The organism is Testudinibacter sp. P27/CKL/0425, from assembly GCF_052931395.1.
This window is the reverse complement of sequence record NZ_CM128801.1, coordinates 1417516-1435648: the sequence shown is the minus strand read 5'-3', so window position 1 is coordinate 1435648 and position 18133 is coordinate 1417516. Positions and strand designations below refer to the sequence as shown.

At 47.3% G+C, this 18133-nt stretch carries 17 protein-coding genes and 3 tRNA genes; 15 read left to right on the top strand and 5 right to left on the bottom strand.

The genetic code is table 11. The features are described from left to right. Window positions 1–6: 6 nt before the first annotated feature. The 3 genes from bioF to ACUHGC_RS07100 all read right to left on the bottom strand — a co-directional run bounded on the left by bioF (window position 7) and on the right by ACUHGC_RS07100 (window position 3672). Window positions 7–1164: an 8-amino-7-oxononanoate synthase gene (bioF, locus tag ACUHGC_RS07110; protein WP_446834865.1), complete on the bottom strand. Its 1158-nt coding sequence runs from the start codon at window positions 1162–1164 to the stop codon at window positions 7–9. Beyond that, on the bottom strand, window positions 1164–2459 hold the full coding sequence (gene bioA, locus ACUHGC_RS07105; protein WP_446832654.1) for an adenosylmethionine--8-amino-7-oxononanoate transaminase: 1296 nt from the start codon (window positions 2457–2459) through the stop codon (window positions 1164–1166). Before bioA ends, bioF begins: the two co-directional genes overlap by 1 nt. A 106-nt stretch (window positions 2460–2565) precedes the next feature. Beyond that, complete coding sequence (locus tag ACUHGC_RS07100; protein ID WP_446832653.1) at window positions 2566–3672, bottom strand: methionine biosynthesis PLP-dependent protein; 1107 nt, start codon at window positions 3670–3672, stop codon at window positions 2566–2568. A gap of 272 nt (window positions 3673–3944) precedes the next feature. On the opposite strand from ACUHGC_RS07100, the gene ACUHGC_RS07095 reads away from it, so the two are divergent. The 14 genes from ACUHGC_RS07095 to ACUHGC_RS07030 all read left to right on the top strand — a co-directional run bounded on the left by ACUHGC_RS07095 (window position 3945) and on the right by ACUHGC_RS07030 (window position 15241). After that, window positions 3945–4020 (top strand) — tRNA-Gly (locus ACUHGC_RS07095). Between the two features lie 5 nt (window positions 4021–4025). Next, a tRNA-Cys gene (locus ACUHGC_RS07090) sits at window positions 4026–4099 on the top strand. An 8-nt stretch (window positions 4100–4107) separates the two neighbouring features. Then, window positions 4108–4194: transfer RNA gene (locus ACUHGC_RS07085), tRNA-Leu, on the top strand. Window positions 4195–4500: 306 nt separating this feature from the next. Further along, entirely contained in the window at window positions 4501–5484 is a 984-nt protein-coding gene (locus ACUHGC_RS07080; RefSeq protein WP_446832652.1) for a sialic acid TRAP transporter substrate-binding protein SiaP, read from the top strand. 72 nt (window positions 5485–5556) lie between these two features. Continuing rightward, the gene (locus tag ACUHGC_RS07075) at window positions 5557–7404 is read left to right on the top strand and encodes a TRAP transporter large permease subunit (protein WP_446832651.1); all 1848 of its coding nucleotides are present in this window, start codon (window positions 5557–5559) and stop codon (window positions 7402–7404) included. 115 nt (window positions 7405–7519) lie between these two features. Continuing rightward, entirely contained in the window at window positions 7520–8665 is a 1146-nt protein-coding gene (locus ACUHGC_RS07070) for an N-acetylneuraminate epimerase (RefSeq protein WP_446832650.1), read from the top strand. Window positions 8666–8884: 219 nt separating this feature from the next. Next, window positions 8885–11239 carry a hydrogen gas-evolving membrane-bound hydrogenase subunit E gene (gene mbhE, locus ACUHGC_RS07065; RefSeq protein WP_446832649.1) on the top strand — a complete coding sequence of 785 codons (2355 nt, stop codon included), beginning with the start codon at window positions 8885–8887 and terminating at the stop codon, window positions 11237–11239. Further along, window positions 11229–11654, top strand: coding sequence for an MnhB domain-containing protein (locus ACUHGC_RS07060; protein WP_446832648.1), 426 nt, complete (start codon window positions 11229–11231; stop codon window positions 11652–11654). The genes mbhE and ACUHGC_RS07060 overlap by 11 nt, the downstream gene beginning before the upstream one ends. A gap of 18 nt (window positions 11655–11672) precedes the next feature. Beyond that, on the top strand, window positions 11673–12089 hold the full coding sequence (locus ACUHGC_RS07055) for an NADH-quinone oxidoreductase subunit K (protein WP_446832647.1): 417 nt from the start codon (window positions 11673–11675) through the stop codon (window positions 12087–12089). After that, window positions 12089–13567 (top strand): complex I subunit 5 family protein, encoded by a 1479-nt coding sequence (locus ACUHGC_RS07050; protein ID WP_446832646.1) that lies wholly within the window; start codon window positions 12089–12091, stop codon window positions 13565–13567. Before ACUHGC_RS07055 ends, ACUHGC_RS07050 begins: the two co-directional genes overlap by 1 nt. Beyond that, the gene (locus tag ACUHGC_RS07045) at window positions 13568–13915 is read left to right on the top strand and encodes a Na+/H+ antiporter subunit E (RefSeq protein WP_446832645.1); all 348 of its coding nucleotides are present in this window, start codon (window positions 13568–13570) and stop codon (window positions 13913–13915) included. Between the two features lie 30 nt (window positions 13916–13945). Beyond that, a complete protein-coding gene (locus ACUHGC_RS07040) occupies window positions 13946–14248 on the top strand; it encodes a monovalent cation/H+ antiporter complex subunit F (RefSeq protein WP_446832644.1) in 303 nt (100 codons plus the stop codon). Next, complete coding sequence (locus ACUHGC_RS07035; protein ID WP_446832643.1) at window positions 14232–14558, top strand: cation:proton antiporter; 327 nt, start codon at window positions 14232–14234, stop codon at window positions 14556–14558. Before ACUHGC_RS07040 ends, ACUHGC_RS07035 begins: the two co-directional genes overlap by 17 nt. 23 nt (window positions 14559–14581) lie before the next feature. Beyond that, on the top strand, window positions 14582–15241 hold the full coding sequence (locus ACUHGC_RS07030) for a CPBP family glutamic-type intramembrane protease (protein WP_446832642.1): 660 nt from the start codon (window positions 14582–14584) through the stop codon (window positions 15239–15241). Between the two features lie 51 nt (window positions 15242–15292). Here ACUHGC_RS07030 and ACUHGC_RS07025 read toward each other — a convergent pair whose 3' ends face one another. Then, a complete protein-coding gene (locus ACUHGC_RS07025) occupies window positions 15293–15634 on the bottom strand; it encodes a carboxymuconolactone decarboxylase family protein (RefSeq protein ID WP_446832641.1) in 342 nt (113 codons plus the stop codon). A gap of 152 nt (window positions 15635–15786) precedes the next feature. On the opposite strand from ACUHGC_RS07025, the gene ACUHGC_RS07020 reads away from it, so the two are divergent. After that, entirely contained in the window at window positions 15787–16701 is a 915-nt protein-coding gene (locus ACUHGC_RS07020; protein ID WP_446832640.1) for a helix-turn-helix domain-containing protein, read from the top strand. Between the two features lie 508 nt (window positions 16702–17209). Here the strand turns inward: ACUHGC_RS07020 and ACUHGC_RS07015 are convergent. Continuing rightward, on the bottom strand, window positions 17210–18133 hold the full coding sequence (locus ACUHGC_RS07015; RefSeq protein WP_446832639.1) for a DmsC/YnfH family molybdoenzyme membrane anchor subunit: 924 nt from the start codon (window positions 18131–18133) through the stop codon (window positions 17210–17212).

Genomic DNA, 18133 nt, shown 5'->3' with positions numbered 1-18133 from the left:
ATTCCATTATTCCGTTGTATTTAATTGCGCAATTAATTGTGCTACTTCATCATGGTTCATATCTGCCGTTAACGAAAAGCGAATGCGTGAACCGCCTTCCGGCACGGTTGGCGGGCGAATCGGCAAGCAGTAAAAACCGCACTGTTGTAAGCGTTCTGCGGTTGCTAGGGTGGTTTGATTATCGCCCAAAATCAGCGGCACAATGTGGGTGCTGCTCGGCATCGGTTGTTGTGTAATCTGTTGCACTGCTTGGCGCAGTTGGTGGCTTAATTGCTGCAAATGCGCACGTTGCGGCTGAAAGCTCGCCAGCCGTTGCATCACAAAATGCGTCCACGCCACGATTAGCGGTGAAAGTGCGGTTGAGAAAATCAACGGGCGCATGGTATTGATTAAATAATCTTTGATCAGCTGATCACACAGCAAATACGCCCCCATTGAGGCTATCGCTTTGCCAAACGTACCAACCAGAAAATCGATCTGCGCCACGCAACCGCACTGCTCCGCGAAGCCCAAGCCATTTTCGCCGAAAACGCCAATCGCATGGGCTTCATCAACATACAGCATCACATTGGCATACTGCTGTTTCAATGCCACCAAACGTGCTAAATCCGCCACATCGCCGTCCATGCTGAACACACTTTCAGTCACGATAATAATCCGCTGATACGCGGTGTGGTGCTTTTCCAGCAAGTGGGCTAAGTGTTCATAATCATTGTGGCGAAACCGCTGATAAGCCGCCGTTGACAGCCGAATGCCGTCAATCAAGCTGGCGTGCACCAGCTTATCCGCCAGAATCAACGTGTGCTTATCACAGAGTGCCGGCAAAATGCCGATATTGGCGTGATAACCGCTGTTAAACAATAAGCAGGCTTCACGCTGAAATTGCACCGCCATTAAGGTTTCAAGCTCGGCATAAATCGGGAAATTGCCCGTTAACAGGCGAGAAGAGGAGGAACTGAATGCCGCCTGTTGCCAATCGGTTTGCGCCAAAAACGGCTGTTTCAGTGCCTGATCCGATGCCAGCCCTAAATAGTCATTCGAGGAAAAATTCAGCATTTTGCGCTCATCTCGCCAGATGAATTTCCCCTCATGGCGAATCTCAGGCAAAGTGCGGTATTGCCCTTGTTGTTTCAATTGCGCCAACTGTTCTGCATACACATTCATCATACGCCATACTCCTCGCGAAGTGCGGTCAGCAACCCTTGCGTGAGGGCGCTCAATTGTGGTTGCGTAATAATAAACGGCGGCATCAAATACACCAACTTACCAAACGGGCGTACCCAAACGCCGTGTTCAACTAGACGTGCTTGCAGGCTGCGCATATTAACCGCACTTTTCATTTCAATCACCCCGATTGCCCCCAGCACCCGCACTTCTTGCACGCAATCCCACTGTTCAGTAACCGCCAATTCTTGTTTCAATTGCCGCGCAATGCGTTTCACGTTGGCTTGCCAGTCGCTTTCCAGTAATACACGGATCGATTCCGCCGCCACTGCACATGCCAGCGGATTGCCCATAAAGGTTGGACCGTGCATAAAACAGCCCGCTTCGCCTGCGCTGATCGCATCAGCCACTTGATCGGTGGTGATGGTGGCAGAGAGCGTCAAATAGCCGCCCGTTAGCGCTTTGCCTAAGCACAAAATATCGGGCACTACGGGCTTTTCGTCACTGGTATGTTGCAACGCAAACAATTTCCCCGTGCGCCCGAAGCCCGTCGCGATTTCATCAAAAATCAGCAGCACGCCATGCTGCTGGCACAGTGCTTGTGCTTCCACTAAATACTGTGGCGAATAAAAATACATGCCACCTGCGCCTTGCACAATCGGCTCAATAATCAATGCGGCAATTTCATCGCCTTTTTCAGTGAGCAAATCGGCAAGTGCGGTGATGTCATTCGGATTCCATGCCTCATGAAAACGGGTGCTCGGCTGCGGCAGAAAATATTGAATCGGCAAGCGTTGGCTGAACAGCGAGTGCATGCCGGTGATCGGATCGCACGCCGACATCGCATGCCATGTATCACCATGATAACCGCCACGTAACGCCGCAAATTTACAGCGTTTCGGCTGCCCAATGGCGTGTTGATATTGCAACGCCATTTTCATCGCCACTTCCACTGCCACCGATCCTGAATCGGCATAGAAGATTTTTTGCAACGCTGGCGGCAACAGTTGCAGCAATAGCCGCCCCAGCTCCACCGCAGGTTGGTGCGTTAAACCGCCGAACATCATATGGCTCATGTTTTGCAGCTGGTTAATCGCCGCCTGATTCAGCCGAGGGTGGTTATAACCATGCAGCGCCGCCCACCAAGAGGACATACCATCAATTAATTTGCGTCCGTCTTGTAGTGTGATCTCAACCCCCTCCGCTTTTGCCACCGCATAAGTTGGCAGCGGATCAAGGGTTGAAGTATATGGGTGCCACAAATGTTGGCGATCAAATTCCAGTAGCGTTTTCATATTGTTATAATTTTTAAGCGTTAACCAATGGTGAAAGACGGCATTTTAACACGCCAACAAAAAAGGATACCGTTCGGGTATCCTTTTATACAAAATTCAAATTAACTTACTTTAAGCCTGCCAGCGCTTGCGCCAAATCAGCCTTAATGTCTTCAACATTTTCCAAACCGACTGAGAAACGCAATAAACGGTTACACACCCCACGAGCAATCCGTTCCGCTTCCGGAATATCCATATGCGTTTGCGTGGCAGGATACGTGATAAAACTTTCGGTGCCACCGAGGCTTTCGGCAAAGGTAATCAGCTTAATGGCTTTTAAGAACGGATTCACCCAGCGTTCATCTTTCAAGCGGAAAGACAGCATACCGCTCTTGCCGGAATACAGCACGTTCAACACTTGCTCCTGCTGTTGCAAAAATTCAGCCACCGCCTGCGCATTTTGTTGATGCCGCTCCATGCGCAACGCCAGCGTTTTCAAGCCACGCACCGCCAGCCATGAATCAAATGGCGACAGCACCGCACCTGCACCGTTTTGCAGATAGAACAGGCGATCGCCCAGCTCTTGCCCTTTCGACACAATCAGCCCTGCCAGCACATCATTATGCCCAGATAAATATTTAGTGGCGCTGTGAATCACCAAATCCGCACCGTGTTCGATCGGGCGGAACAGCACAGGGGTTAAAAAGGTATTATCCACAATCAGCAGCAAATTATGTTTTTTCGCAATTTGGCTGATCGCCGCCACATCGCACTCTTCCATCAACGGATTAGACGGGGTTTCGACAAAAATCGCTTTGGTGTTTGGCGTGACCGCACGTTCAATCGCCGCCAAATCTGCGGTATTCACATACACGGGCTTCACGCTGTTGTTATTTTTATAGCTGAAATCCAACAGGCGATAAGTGCCACCATACACATCGCTTGAGATGATCCACTCATCAGGGGCTTTAAACAGCGACATCAGCAACTGAATCGCCGCCATACCGGACGCACAGGCAAAACCGCGATCGCCACCCTCTAAGCGCGCAATCCCCTCTTCCAACACGGTGCGGGTCGGATTTTTGGTGCGGGTGTAATCATAGCCGGTGGATTCATTGATGCCACGATGTCCGTATGCGGTGGAAAGGTAAATCGGCGCAGAAACCGCACCGGTTTTTTCATCACTGCGGTTGCCCAATTGTGCCAATTCGGTTTCGATAGAATAGCTTGTCATAATCCTGCCTTAAAACAGTCTGGTAATTAACAAAAGTCGTTTATTTTGACATAAAGCCCCGTGTAATTAAAGCCCTAATCCGGCAAAGCCGTGTATCAAAAAATTAATACGCCAAGCGCGAAACAAACCGCACTTTGGTGCAAATTTCAACAAAACCACTCATTTTTTCGGCAATCAAACAAAAAAATGCAATCAGCCATTGACAGCAAAACAGAAGTCAGTAAAATGCCCTCTCACTGATCGACGACGGTTTTTTCAATGTTGTTAGATGTGCGGGAATAGCTCAGTTGGTAGAGCACAACCTTGCCAAGGTTGGGGTCGCGAGTTCGAGTCTCGTTTCCCGCTCCAAATAAGGCGTGTTAGCAAAGAGGTTATGCACTGGATTGCAAATCCATGTAGCTCGGTTCGATTCCGGGACACGCCTCCATTCAGTTTGCCCGAGTGGTGAAATCGGTAGACACAAGGGATTTAAAATCCCTCGACTTTCGAGTCGTGCCAGTTCAAGTCTGGCCTCGGGCACCATTTAAATCAGAACATCTCAATTTTTAATTTATTTTTTATAGTCCTATATACTATGAAGAATGACTATACTTTTACTCGTCTAATCAAAACTTTTGCAAACTTTCATATAAAAATATTCTTTTTATTTTTCTTCTAATTATTAGCTTTATTTTTATACATTCCTTTTGTTCAACAAGATTTATTTCTGATTTTGTGACCCATATCGCAGTAATGAAATATTACTTCATTTAATATAGCAAACACTAGAGTATCGCCATCAAAAAATATTTTTTTATATTTTTCACCACCTACAATAGGAGAATTACAATGAAATTCAACAAATTAGCATTAGCAACTCTGTGCTTAGGTCTGTCAGCTTCCGCATTCTCAGCCGATTACGATTTAAAATTCGGTATGCAAGCCGGTACAAGTTCTAACGAATACAAAGCGGTAGAATTTTTTGCGAAAGAAGTGAAAGACAAATCTAATGGTAAAATTGAAATTGCCATTTTCCCAAGCGCACAGCTAGGTGATGACCGCGCAATGTTGAAACAACTGAAAGACGGCGCACTCGATTTCACATTGGGTGAAACCGCGCGTTTCCAAGTGTTCTATCCTGAAGCGGAAGTGTTTGCATTGCCTTACATGATTCCAAACTTTGAGGTGAACAAAAAAGCAATCGAAGAAACCCAATTCGGTAAAGACTTGTTCGCTAAAATCAATAAAGAGTTAGGGCTTTCTTTGTTGTCAATCGCGTATAACGGCACCCGTCAAACCACATCAAACCGCGCGATTAACTCCATCGCCGATATGAAAGGCTTGAAACTGCGTGTTCCGAATGCGGCAACCAACTTGGCTTACGCAAAATACGCCGGCGCTTCCCCAACGCCAATGGCATTCTCTGAAGTGTACTTGGCGTTGCAAACCAACTCCGTAGACGGTCAAGAAAACCCATTGCCGACCGTGCAAGCACAAAAATTCTATGAAGTGCAAAAATACTTGGCAATGACTAACCACATTTTGAACGACCAATTGTATTTAGTGAGTAACGAAACTTGGGGCGATTTGCCGGCGGATCTGCAAAAAGTGGTTTCCGACGCAGCATTAGCTACCGCAGATTTCCACACTAAATTGTTCGTTAACGGTGAAGCTGAATTAGCCTCTTTCTTCAAAGAAAAAGGCATGACAATCACCACTCCGGATTTAGAACCGTTTAAAGCGGCGATGAAACCGTACTATGAAGAATATCTGCAAAAAAATGGCGAAGTTGGTAAACAAGCCATCGAGCAAATTTCAAACTTAACCAAATAATTTGATTAAACCTTCCCTCTCGCAATGAGGGGGAAGGAAATTATAAATCGACTTGATGTTTTGGAGTGTCTTATGAGAGTCATCAATAAATTAGAAGAGTGGATCGGGGGCGGGTTATTCCTGATTATCTTCGCAATTCTTCTAGCACAAATTGTTGCTCGTCAAATCTTCGACTCCCCGTTAATTTGGAGTGAAGAGTTAGCCCGTTTATTATTCATTTATGTAGCAATGCTGGGAATCAGCATGGCGACACGCAGTCAACAGCACGTTTATATTGACTTTGTCACCAATTTTATGCCACCTGCGGTGCGCAAAGCTGTCAATTCTTTCGTGCAGCTGGTTATTTTCGCCTGTATTTTCCTGTTCTTCCATTTAGGGTTGAATGTCTTTTTAGATGCCAATTTCGAAATGGTTTCACTCGGCATTTCTGAAAAATGGCTATATGGCGGATTGCCGCTGGTTTCTATTTTAGTCTTTTTCCGATTCTTGCAAGCGCAAGCGGAAAACTATAAAAATGATCTCAGTTACTTGCCTGCCGTGTTTTTTATGGTGGTCACCGTTATCTTACTGGCGATTTTGTTCACCAATCCGGATCTCTATAAAGCCTTAAGAATCACGAATTACGTTAAATTCGGCAGCAATGCGGTGTATATCACGCTGATTGTTTGGCTGGTGATTATGTTCTTGGGAACACCGGTCGGCTGGTCGCTGTTTATTGCTACTATTCTGTATTTCGCGATGACTCGCTGGAATATCGTCAACTCCGCTTCATCAAAATTGATCGATAGCTTAAACAGCTTCCCGTTATTGTCGGTTCCGTTCTTTATTTTGACCGGTATTTTGATGAACACCGGGGGGATCACCGAGCGGATCTTTGATTTTGCCAAAGCCTTATTAGGTCACTATCGTGGCGGCATGGGGCACGTTAATATTGGTGCGAGCTTGATTTTCTCCGGTATGTCCGGTTCAGCCTTGGCAGATGCCGGCGGCTTAGGACAGTTGGAAATCAAAGCAATGCGTGACGCCGGCTATGATGATGACATCTGCGGCGGAATCACTGCAGCCTCTTGTATCATCGGACCATTGGTGCCACCAAGTATCGCGATGATTATTTACGGGGTTATCGCTAACGAATCCATTGCTAAACTGTTTATCGCCGGTTTCGTTCCGGGGGTGTTGCTGACCGCCGCCTTGATGACAATGAACTATTTCATTGCGAAAAAACGCGGTTATCCAAGAAGCAAAAAAGCGACTTTACCAGAACGTTGCGCCGCATTTAAGAAAGCGATTTGGGCAGTATTGACGCCAATCCTGATCATCGGTGGTATTTTCTCCGGCTTGTTTACACCGACAGAAGCCGCGGTAATTGCCGCCGCCTACTCCACCATTATCGGTATGTTTGTCTACAAAGAATTAAATCTCAAAACCCTGTTTAAAAGCTGTGTTGAAGCCATGGCAATTACCGGCGTAACCGCACTTATGGTGATGACAGTGACTTTCTTCGGCGACATGATTGCCCGTGAACAAGTCGCGATGCGCATCGCAGAACTGTTTATGGCGGTTGCGGATACGCAAATCATGGTGCTGGTGATGATCAACTTGCTGTTGTTGTTCTTGGGTATGTTCATCGACGCCTTGGCATTGCAATTCTTGGTATTGCCGATGTTGATTCCAATCGCAATGCACTTTGGCATTGACTTGGTGTTCTTCGGTGTCATGACCACCCTGAACATGATGATTGGTATCCTGACACCACCGATGGGAATGGCGCTATTCGTGGTCGCCCGTGTGGGTAATATGTCGGTGAGTACCGTAACGCGTGGGGTTCTACCGCTCTTAGTGCCGATTTTCTTAACCTTGGTGCTGATTACGATTTTCCCACAAATTATTACCTTTATTCCGAATCTGATTATGCCGTAACCAATCAGTAAAAATCCCGGAACCAGTACCCATCGACTAAAAGTCTGGTTCCAATTTAATCCACCGTTTAAAACGGTAAATGTTATCCTTAAACCTAACTCTAGCAGAGGTCAATATGAAAAAAACAGTTTTACACAGTGCACTATTCGCCGCGATTGCCATGACTGGATTTGCCGCACAAGCTGCTCAGTATCCTGATTTGCCGGTTGGTATTAAAAATGGTTCCGGCGCATTAATCGGTGATACCGTTTATGTGGGCTTAGGTACAGGTGGTGATAAGTTTTATTCATTGAACTTGAAAGAAAAAGATGCAAAATGGCAAGAAACCGCCGCATTCCCGGGTGGAAAACGTAATCAGCCTGTTGCTGCCGGTATTGACGGTAAATTATATGTTTTTGGTGGCTTCCAAGATACCGATGTGGCTAAAAACCAAGTAATCAACGATGCTTACGCCTATAACCCGGCTGACAACACTTGGACTAAACTGCAAACTCGTTCCCCTCGTGCGGCAGTCGGTGCAAGTGCGGCAGCGACAAAAGATAAAGTCTATTTTGTCGGCGGCATCAACCAAGAGATCTGGAACGGCTTGTTCCAAGATATCGCAGCGGCGGGCGGCGACAAAGATAAAGAGAAAAACATCTTTGATCCGTACTTCAACCTGCGTGCACAAGATTTCTTCTTCTCCTCTGAAGTGGTGAGCTATGAGCCTGCAACCAACACATGGCGCAATGAAGGTTACTTCCCATACAGTGGACGTGCCGGAGCTGCGGTTGCGATTAAAGATAACAAATTGCTAGTAGTTAACGGCGAAATCAAAGCCGGTTTACGCACCGACACCACTGAAATCGGTACAATCGGCAAAGACGGCATCACTTGGAAACAATTGGGCAAATTGCCGGCACAGAAAGGCTACAAACAACAAGAAGGTATCGCTGGCGCAATGGGCGGCTACACTAACGGCAACTACATTGTTACCGGCGGTGCAAACTTCCCTGGCGCACGCGAAAACTATGCCAACGGCATTATGGACGCACACCGCACCGGCGGCTTGAAAAAAACACATCATAGCGATGTTTACGCATTAGACAGCGCGAAAGGCAGCTGGAAAATCATCGGCAACCTGCCGGCTAACATCGGTTACGGTGTCGCTGTCAGCTACGACAACAAAGTCTTGTTGATCGGCGGTGAAACCGACGGCGGTAAAGAGCTGACTTCGGTTCAATCTATGAGCTATGACGGCAAAAAACTGGTGATTGAATAATTACTACTTTCTAGCATTCGGCATTTAAAATCAAACCGGTTTTAAATGCCGACGAAATGAAACGCTGCTAATGATTCTTTCCGGATTATTAGCGGCTTTTTCTATTCTACTCTACGCTCTCTGATTTTTTCTATAAGCGTTGACTACCCTATCTAAAACCGTTATTTTAGTCATAGAAATCCTTTTAATATCATTTAATTATAAGGAAATAATTCAGCTATGGCGCAGATTGACCCGACACTCGCGGACAAAACACCGACAAAAATCGAGAAAATCCTGTGGTGCTTATTACCGCTCTTGGGGATGATCGCGGTCATTTTTCTCTGGATCGATAATCAACCTTTCTATCAATACCAATTTTCATGGTTTCCACTGATCGATCTTGATATTTTATTATACGTTGACGGGCTGTCTCTTCTGATGTTGTCACTGATCACCGGCATCGGCTGTGCGGTGTATTTGTATGCCGCCGGTTATTTTGCCGAGCATCCGCAATTGCGGCGGCTATATGTGCTGTTAAATGTGTTCATGTTCGCCATGATCGGCTGTGTAATTGCCGATCACCTGTTGCTGTTTTTCCTATTTTGGGAACTCACCAGTATCACCTCGTTTCTGTTGGTGCTATTCAACTATCAAGCGGAAGAAAACCGCAACTCCGCCAAACAGGCGTTATTGATCACCGGCAGCGGCGGGCTATGCCTGCTTGCAGGTTTTCTGTGGCTATGGCAATTGACCGGCACCGCACAAATCTCCGAATTGATACAAATCCTGCCGGATTATCTTACGGAACCGCACTTTAAGTGGATTCTACTGCTAATTCTGCTCGGCGCCTTCACCAAAAGTGCACAATTCCCGTTTCAGTTTTGGTTGCCGAATGCGATGGCGGCGCCGACGCCGGTTTCCGCTTATCTGCACTCCGCCACAATGGTAAAACTCGGCATTTTCTTGTTGGCTCGCTTAGATTATGCGTTAAGCGACTGGGCACTGTGGCAGCAAATTTTGCAAACTGTCGGTTCAATCACCGCCGCATGGGGGATGTTATTGGCGCTTAGAGAGCGGGATTTGAAAAAAATTCTGGCATGGTCAACCGTGGCATCACTCGGCACAATGGTGGTGTTAATCGGGTTGGACAGCAGCTCGGCATCAATTGCGGTGGTCACCTTCGTATTGGCGCACGCGCTGTATAAAGCGCCACTGTTTTTTGTCGCCGGCAATATCGATCACGCCACCGGCACACGAATTATCGATCATTTAGGCGGCCTAAAACGTTATATGCCGTGGACGGCAACCGTGGCGATTCTCGCCGCACTTTCCATGGCGGGCGTGCCCACTTCTTTCGGTTTCATCGCCAAAGAGGCGCTGGCAGTTGCCAAAGAGGCGGACGATACCCTGCCGTTTAGCGCATACGGCAATATCATTTTTAGTATTATCGCGGTTGCCGTTGCCGCCGTTGCGGCGATTCGGGTATTTTGGCAGCATCCCGGCAACAACATCACGCCACACGTACATGAAGTCAAAATCAAAATGTTGTTGGCACCCGCGCTAGTCGCTATCACCGGGCTATTTATCGGCTTAACGCCACAATTGGCAATCCCATTTATTAAAATCGCCGCGCAAACCATCACCGCAAATCCCATCGGCGATGTCGATCTCTATTTTAATCTGGAATCCCTGCAAACCACTGGTGTGACCATTTTAGCGACCGTGGCGTTCGGCTTGCTGGTGTTCCATTTTTGGGATCATCTGCACCGCGCTTTCGACCGCTTCTTAAAATTCTTTCCGCATTGGGGCGGCGCTGCCACCTATCATCGGATTGTGGATCAAATTCCGGCGCTAACCTCCAAAGTCACCGGCAGATTCCAACACGGGCTGCTTTCCGGTTATATTCAATGGATTTTGGGTTTTACCCTGTTCAGCCTGCTGCTAAGTTTGCTGTGGGGCATTAAGCAGGGCATGAACATTCGTTTTGAGATTGCTGCGTTGTTAGATCCGTTGCCAAGTGCGGGGTTGATCACCGCTGCCGTGATGATTAGCGTCGGCGCCTTTTTTGTTATGCTCGCCAGCAAGCCGTTTATTTTGCTACTCCATTCCGGCTTAGTCGGCTTTGGTTCGGCGCTATTGTTTGTGTTTGTCTCCGCACCGGATGTGGCGTTAACCCAATTTGTGGTCGAAACCATTCTGGTGATTATTCTCGCCTCGATCCTGATTATTCTCATTCGTAATAATTCTGCCGATTTCAATCGCCCGCAAGATCGGCGCAAACACCCGAAACGGTTGCTGCTCACCCTGCTACTCGCCGTGGTGGTTGCGAGCATTATTGTGCTCACCCTGTTGGTGGTTTTGGGCTTGGACTTTGACAGTAGCGTGTCTGATTTCTACATCGAAAACAGTGTGCCGCAAGCCTACGGGCGCAATATTATCAATGTGCTGCTTGTTGATTTCCGTGCGTTGGATACATTTGGCGAAGTGGCGGTGATGTTGTTCTCACTGCTTGCCGCGCGCCCGCTATTGCGAGAACTGAAACGTCAAACCGGATTACTGAAAAGAAAAAAAGAGGTTGAAGATGAAAAATGAGGTTCTGCTATTAAGAAAAACGGCACGGCCTCTGTATTGGGTCGTACTGCTGACCTCCGTGGTGATTTTGTTGCGCGGTCATAACGAGCCGGGCGGTGGCTTTATCGCCGGCTTGCTTGCCGCCTCGGCATCCGTACTATGGGCGATTGCATTTTCCACCCGCCAAGCGCTAAAAAAACTGCCGTTATCATCGCCGCTCAATTTAGCCGCCTGCGGATTGTTACTGGCTGCGGCTGCCGGTTTGCCTGCGCTATTGAGCGGAAACCCATTTTTATATCACTATTGGGCAACCATTCCGTTGTTTTTATTTGATTACAAAATCTCAACCGTACTGTTGTTTGATTTGGGCGTTTATCTCTGTATTTGGGGCGTGGTGAGCGGGTACGCCGTGATGTTATTGGAAACCACCGAATAGAAAAGGCGACTTGAATTTATGACTTTGATTATTTTATTCACTTTATGGATCACCTTGATAGCAGCCATTTATCTGCTGCTGTCACGCCATGCCTTGCGGATCGTAATCGGGCTAATGCTGCTCGGCAATGCCGTGAATTTTATTATTTTATTATCCGGGCGAGTCTATTCCACCGTTCCTGCCGTGGTGCCGGAAGGCGAATTACTGCTTCAAAATCCGGCGAATCCGCTGCCGCAAGCACTGATTTTAACCGCGATCGTAATCGGTTTCGCCCTGACCTGTTTCTCCGTAGTGTTAATGATTAAACTGATTCGGCGCTTAAGAACCGATGATGTCAACGAATGGCGCGAAGCCGAGCCGCTAAATGACGGCAACAAGCCGACGGTTTATAACGATCATGATGATCTGAAGAACTACCGTAAGGATCTGTGTTAATGATGTCACTGATAAATTTTTCCGTTATCGCACCGGTTTTACTCCCGCTGCTGGCAACCGCCGTCACGATTTTGCTGCGCTATCGACAGCGCTACCAATATTGGTTCAGTTTAGCCGTCAGCCTGCTGATCTTGGCTAACCTGTTTCTGATCTATCCGATTGTCAACGCGCAAACGCTGAGTTCTAATTTCGGCAATTGGGAACTTCCGTTCGGAATTGGTTTTCAAATTGATATGCTCAGCTACATCATGCTCGGCATCTCCGCGGTGATGACTATAAGTTGCCTGCTGTTTATCTTGGCGGGCTTAAGCACCCGCCCGCTCAATTCATTAACCTTGCCATTAATTTTCGGTTTGATTGCCGGGGTGAACGGCAGCTTTATCACTCAAGATTTCTTTAATTTATACGTTTGGTTTGAAGTCATCCTAATCTGTGCTATCGGCTTATTGGCGCTCGGGCGAAAAATTTCGCAACTGGACGCCGCGTTCAAATACATGGTGTTAAACCTGTTCGGCACATTGCTACTTTTAACCTCTATCGCCCTACTCTACGGCGCAACTGGGCACCTGAATTTTAGTGCCGTGCAGCTTGCTTTGGCGAGTGTTGAACAGCACACCAAACTGATGATCATCACGTTATTTATCGTGGCGGTGCTGATCAAAGTGGCGGCATTTCCGGTATTCACCTGGATGCCTGCCTCATATCACACCTTGCCTATTGCCGTGATGGCGCTGTTTTCCGCGCTGTTGACTAAAGTCGCGGTTTATACTTTGCTACGTACTCTGTCACAAGTATTTTTGCCAAGTATTGAAGTGCTGCAAACCGCACTTGCTTGGATTGCGGTTTGTACCATGGTGGTCGGAGTGCTGGGTGCAGCATATCACTGGGATATGCGCCGCATTTTAGTGTTTCACAGTGTGTCGCAAATCGGTTATATCTTGTTGGCGATTGCCCTTGGCAGCATTGATGGCAGTAGCGCAGCAATTTATTACACCGTCCACCATAGCCTAGTTAAAGGCTGCCTGATTTTGATCGCCGGAATCATTTATCTGTATGCCGGCAGCTACGATCTGCGCAAAATCGGCGGATTATACAACATCAAGCCGTGGCTGGCGATGCTGTTCGCCATTCCGGCGCTCTCGCTGGTCGGCATTCCGCCGTTTTCCGGCTTCTGGGCGAAAGTGGCATTATTAAAAGAAACTCTACAGCAAGGATATTTGCTGTGGACGGCAATTGCGTTGATTGTTAGCGTGTTAACACTGTATTCAATGATGAAAATCTGGCTTGAAGCTTTTTGTAAACCGCATCCGCAGGTTTGCGACGATCAACATGTTTGGCAGCCGGTGGTACGGCAAAATACCAGACCAGCCATCATTGCCGTGAGCTTATTGTGTGCAATCATTGTGCTGATCAGCCTTGCTCCGAATGGGCTTTACGGGCTAAGCCGGTTGGCGGCATTGCAATTGGGAGGACAATAAATGTTAATAAAAAAAATCAGTGCAGCATTACTGCTCGGGCTTCAATTTTTTTATTTGATGGTAAAATCCGGCTTCGCGATGCTATGGCTGATTGTCAAACTCCGGCTCAAAGTGAAAAAATCCTTGCACGATCGCTACATTTCAATGGAAATTCCGAATGTTAGCGAAACCGGTCTGGTGGCATTAGGCTGCTTAGTTTGCCTCACGCCGGGAACCACAGTGTTGAATATCGACAGCCGCAGTAATCAGATGTTGCTGCATATTTTGGACGCCGAGCAAACCGATTCGGCAATTCAGGAGATTCAGCACAAATTCGTCCCCTATATTTTAACCCTATTTAGCAAATGATTGGCGCAACTGCGCAAAGCTGAGGAAAAAATGCTGGAATTGACACTGATCTTAGTCACCCTCTGTGCGTTAATTGCGATTTTGTTCGTAATTCGCCAAATCCAAAGCGGCACTGACGACAGCGATCGCATTGTCGCACTGGATATTTTATTCGCCGCCGCGTTGATTCTATGCGTGGTTGCAGCATTGATGACGCAACGCACCGTGCTGCTCGATGTCGCTATCGGGCTGTCGCTAGTCGGTTTTATCGGTACCGTCGGTTGGTCGGCGGTGATCCGACGTAAAAATGACGATCAAGCCAAACAGGAGGAGCAACATGACCACCATTCTTGATATTCTCGGCACGGCTTTTCTGCTGCTCGGCGGCTTCAGCCTGGCAATTTCCGCGCTGGGGATTCAAATTTTGCCGAACACCTTAAGCAAACAGCACGCCGCCACTAAGGCCGGTACGCTCTCAATCACCTTAGTTTCACTTGGTGCTATGCTGATTGCGCGCGATTGGGCATGGACAATCCGCTTGCTGTTGATGAACTTGTTTCTGATTTTCACCCTGCCGATCGCCGCGCATATGTTGGCACGTGCTGCAGTGAAAGAGGCGGCGCTACTCAACGATACGTCGTCTGATCGCCAGCCGCGCGATTAAAGTGCGGTTAAAACGGCTTAATAATGCAAAATATTTCAACCACCCAACTTAATCCGCCGACACCTCGCCGTTTTTGGCTGTTGCTCGAATTTTTCGCCTTGTTTATTGCCGTGCCGTTGCTCTACCTGTTTCGTCTGTTACCGAACAGCAGTATGCTCCCGCTGTTATGGGGCATTTTTACCTATAGTGTGATTATTTTAAAAATTCATCGTATCGACTGCTTTGTGTGGGATCTGAAAAAATCAATGTTAAAACCGCTCTTTTGGCGAGCAAGTGCGATTTGCTTGATGTTAAGCGGCTTCACGCTAATCTTAATGCCGGAAAATTTTCTGAATTTTGTGCGCGGCAATCCGTCTCTTTGGCTGGCGGTGATGTTGCTGTATCCGATTTTATCGGCATTCACCCAAGAAATGGTGTTTCGTAAATTTTTCTTTTTCCGCTACCGCACTTTGCTGAAAAATGAAAAGTTGATGATCATCGCCAGTGCACTACTGTTCAGCTATATGCACATTGTATTTCTCAACTACATTGCGGTGCTGTTCACCTTCATCGGCGGGCTGATCTTTGCCAGCGTTTATCAACGCTACCGAAGCCTAATGTTGGTCAGTCTGGAACACGCGATTTACGGCAATTTGGTGTTTACGGTTGGACTAGGTTACCACTTCTATCACGGCGCCGTATAAATAAAAAACCCTGTATCGGGGTCGGATACAGGGAATATCGTTTTGACGCGATTATTGTTTTTGTTCGTTATAGGCTTCCAACGCACGCAAAGAATAGGTGTACGCCGTGCCGGCATTTAACGCAATCGCGGTTGCCAATGCTGCCGCCACTTCTTCTTCCGTCGCCCCTGCTTTGATCGCGTCCGCTGCGTGAACACCGATACAGCTTTCGCAACGTGTGGTGACCGCAACCGCCAACGCAATCAGCTCACGGGTTTTGGCGTCTAACACATTGCCTTCCGCTGCAGCTGCGTTCAACGCACCGTAAGCTTGTAGCATTTTCGGGTATTTTTTACCTAATTCACCGAATGATTTTTTTACATGGGTAACATCGTTTTTCCAATCTGCAAACATTGCCTTTCTCCTAGTTTAAATGTGAGTAAATACTCTGGTCTACGGCTGTTATTATTGATATTATTTATCAAATAATATTGCCAAAAAGTATCAATTTATAACCCTTTTATCTTAAAGGATCGTTTTTAAATTTCACCGAAAGGATAGTCGTTATGGATTATTTAGATCGACTGATACAACTCGCCCAAGTCGAAGGCGAAATCAACGTTCTCTGCCGTTTCCAAGGCGATTGGCAGATTAAGCACAAGCAAGAACCCAACACTTCGGGAATTTTTCATATTATTTCAAAAGGCGAATGCCGACTGGTGCTGAATAACCAACAGAGTTATCAGCTCAAACCCGGTGATGTGTTCTTTCTACCACACGGATTAGAACACCGCGTTCAAAGCAGCAAGCACAATGCGAACGATGAAACTTCGCTGACCGTACTTCAGCAGTTGCAGCACGGTCCGTTTACCTTGCGCACCAATAATCAAGCCTCTCATGATTTTGAGATGTTCTGCGGTTATTTCCGCTACGCCGGACACTCCACCCTGCCGGCAATTTTGCCCGAATATTGGTATCTTTCCGGCAATAACATCTCGGTCACGTCACTACTATCATTGCTACAACGAGAAGCAATTTTGGAAATCGGCACGGCATCGGTGGTCAATTCGCTGTGTAATGTGCTATTCACCTATTTGGCGCGTGATTACATTCAACAAAACAGCGACGTCAACAACGGCGTACTCGGCGCATTGCAAGACAAGCGTTTGTATCATGCGGTCAATTCCATGCTGCAGCAGCCGGAAAACAATTGGAATATGGAAAGTTTGGCGGAACTGAGCGCAATGTCGCGCGCCAATTTCATTCGGCTGTTCAAAAGCAAAACCGGCACGCTACCGGGCAAATTCCTCACCAGCCTGCGAATGCAAAAAGCGGAATTGCTATTGCGCAACACCAACAAATCGATTCTAGCCGTCGCGCTGGAAGTGGGCTACCAATCCGAAGCCCACTTCAGCAAGGCTTTTAAGCTGAAATACGGCACATCTCCAAGCAAATACCGTTTGCAGAAAATTGATGAGTAGCCGAAGGCGATTGACTTTGCTCCGAAGTGTAGTGTGGGCTTGCCAGCCCATAAACCGCTCTTGGCTATTCCTTGTTGTGTGCATATTCAACTATCGTGTTTCGCCGAAGGTGACTGACTTTTTTACTACAATCATAACAACTGTATTTGCTACTGTTATGAAATAAATATCACATAGCCTCCCTCTGCCCTTCGGGCATCTCCCTCCGCACGCGGAGGGAGAGAAAATCATGTATATCACAATAGTGAGCTGTAAAATTTCTTTCGCCCTCTCCGTTTACGGAGGGGGCTGCCGAAGGCTGGGGGAGGGTCTGAAATGATGGGCTGGCAAGCCCATCCTACACATCGAATCCGTTTAATACCATGCAAAGGGGTTTAAAACCATACATATTGTCGTGTTTGAGCGTAGCGAGTCAAAGTAAGTCGCCTTCGGCGAAAACAGATAATTAAATATACAAATACCGCACTTTGCCTGTTGTAGCAAAGTGCGGTTGAATAAACAGGATGAATCAATAACCCAATGCCGCCATGCCGACTGTCATGTGTAAGCCATAGAAAATCACTCTTGCCAATAATTCCCCTGCTACCACCAGAATCAAAGCGATAAACGGTAACACAGTATTAGCTTTTTTCACGCCTAAGGTTAATAAACACAGCCCCACGGCGATTAATACAAACCGTGCGATCATCACCGGTACAAATGACGGCACGAGATCCAACGCTTGGTGAATTGCTCTGCTGACGCCGGCGAGATAGCCGTATTGCCGGTAAGTCACAAAAATCGCAACAAGAAACGCTAACCATGCGACTGCCAACAAAAAGCCGTTAAACTGCCGTCCGATTTTCGCACCGTTTAGCAAGGCTAGCGCCAATACTGAGCCGCCTAAAAGTGCGGTCAGAATAAAGCCTGCCGGGGTGTAAATCGAATTCCAAGTCGGCACGGTGTTGATCATATACAGTTTCGACATCGCATAGATAAAACCGGCGCCAACAAGGCTGACTACGATCAACGCAGCATGTTTCCAGAAGAGCGGCAATTTGTTTTCAATGCTCACTAGAAGACGAACAATCGTGCCGATTAGTGGTAATTGTTGCCAAGATTGCGGTAATAATTTTGCGGTAGCGAGAGCCCAGTAGCCTGCGCCGAGCGCAAAGAATGCAGAACCGGCGGCAATTTCGTTACTCAAGCCTGACGCGCCAATCCGATTCAACACATTAAACGCGCGTTGCGGTGAACCCAAGTGCAGGGTTGAAAACACAAAACCCAGCGCCATTAAGCCCCATAACACCGACATCACATAATGGGTGCGCGCAACAACCGTGTGATTTTTATCACACAGCAATAACAGTGTGAACACCCAAAAGGCGCCGACCGCACTTTGTGCAAAAACGGTGAAAAACACCAACGGCCATTCATGTAATCCCATTCCCAT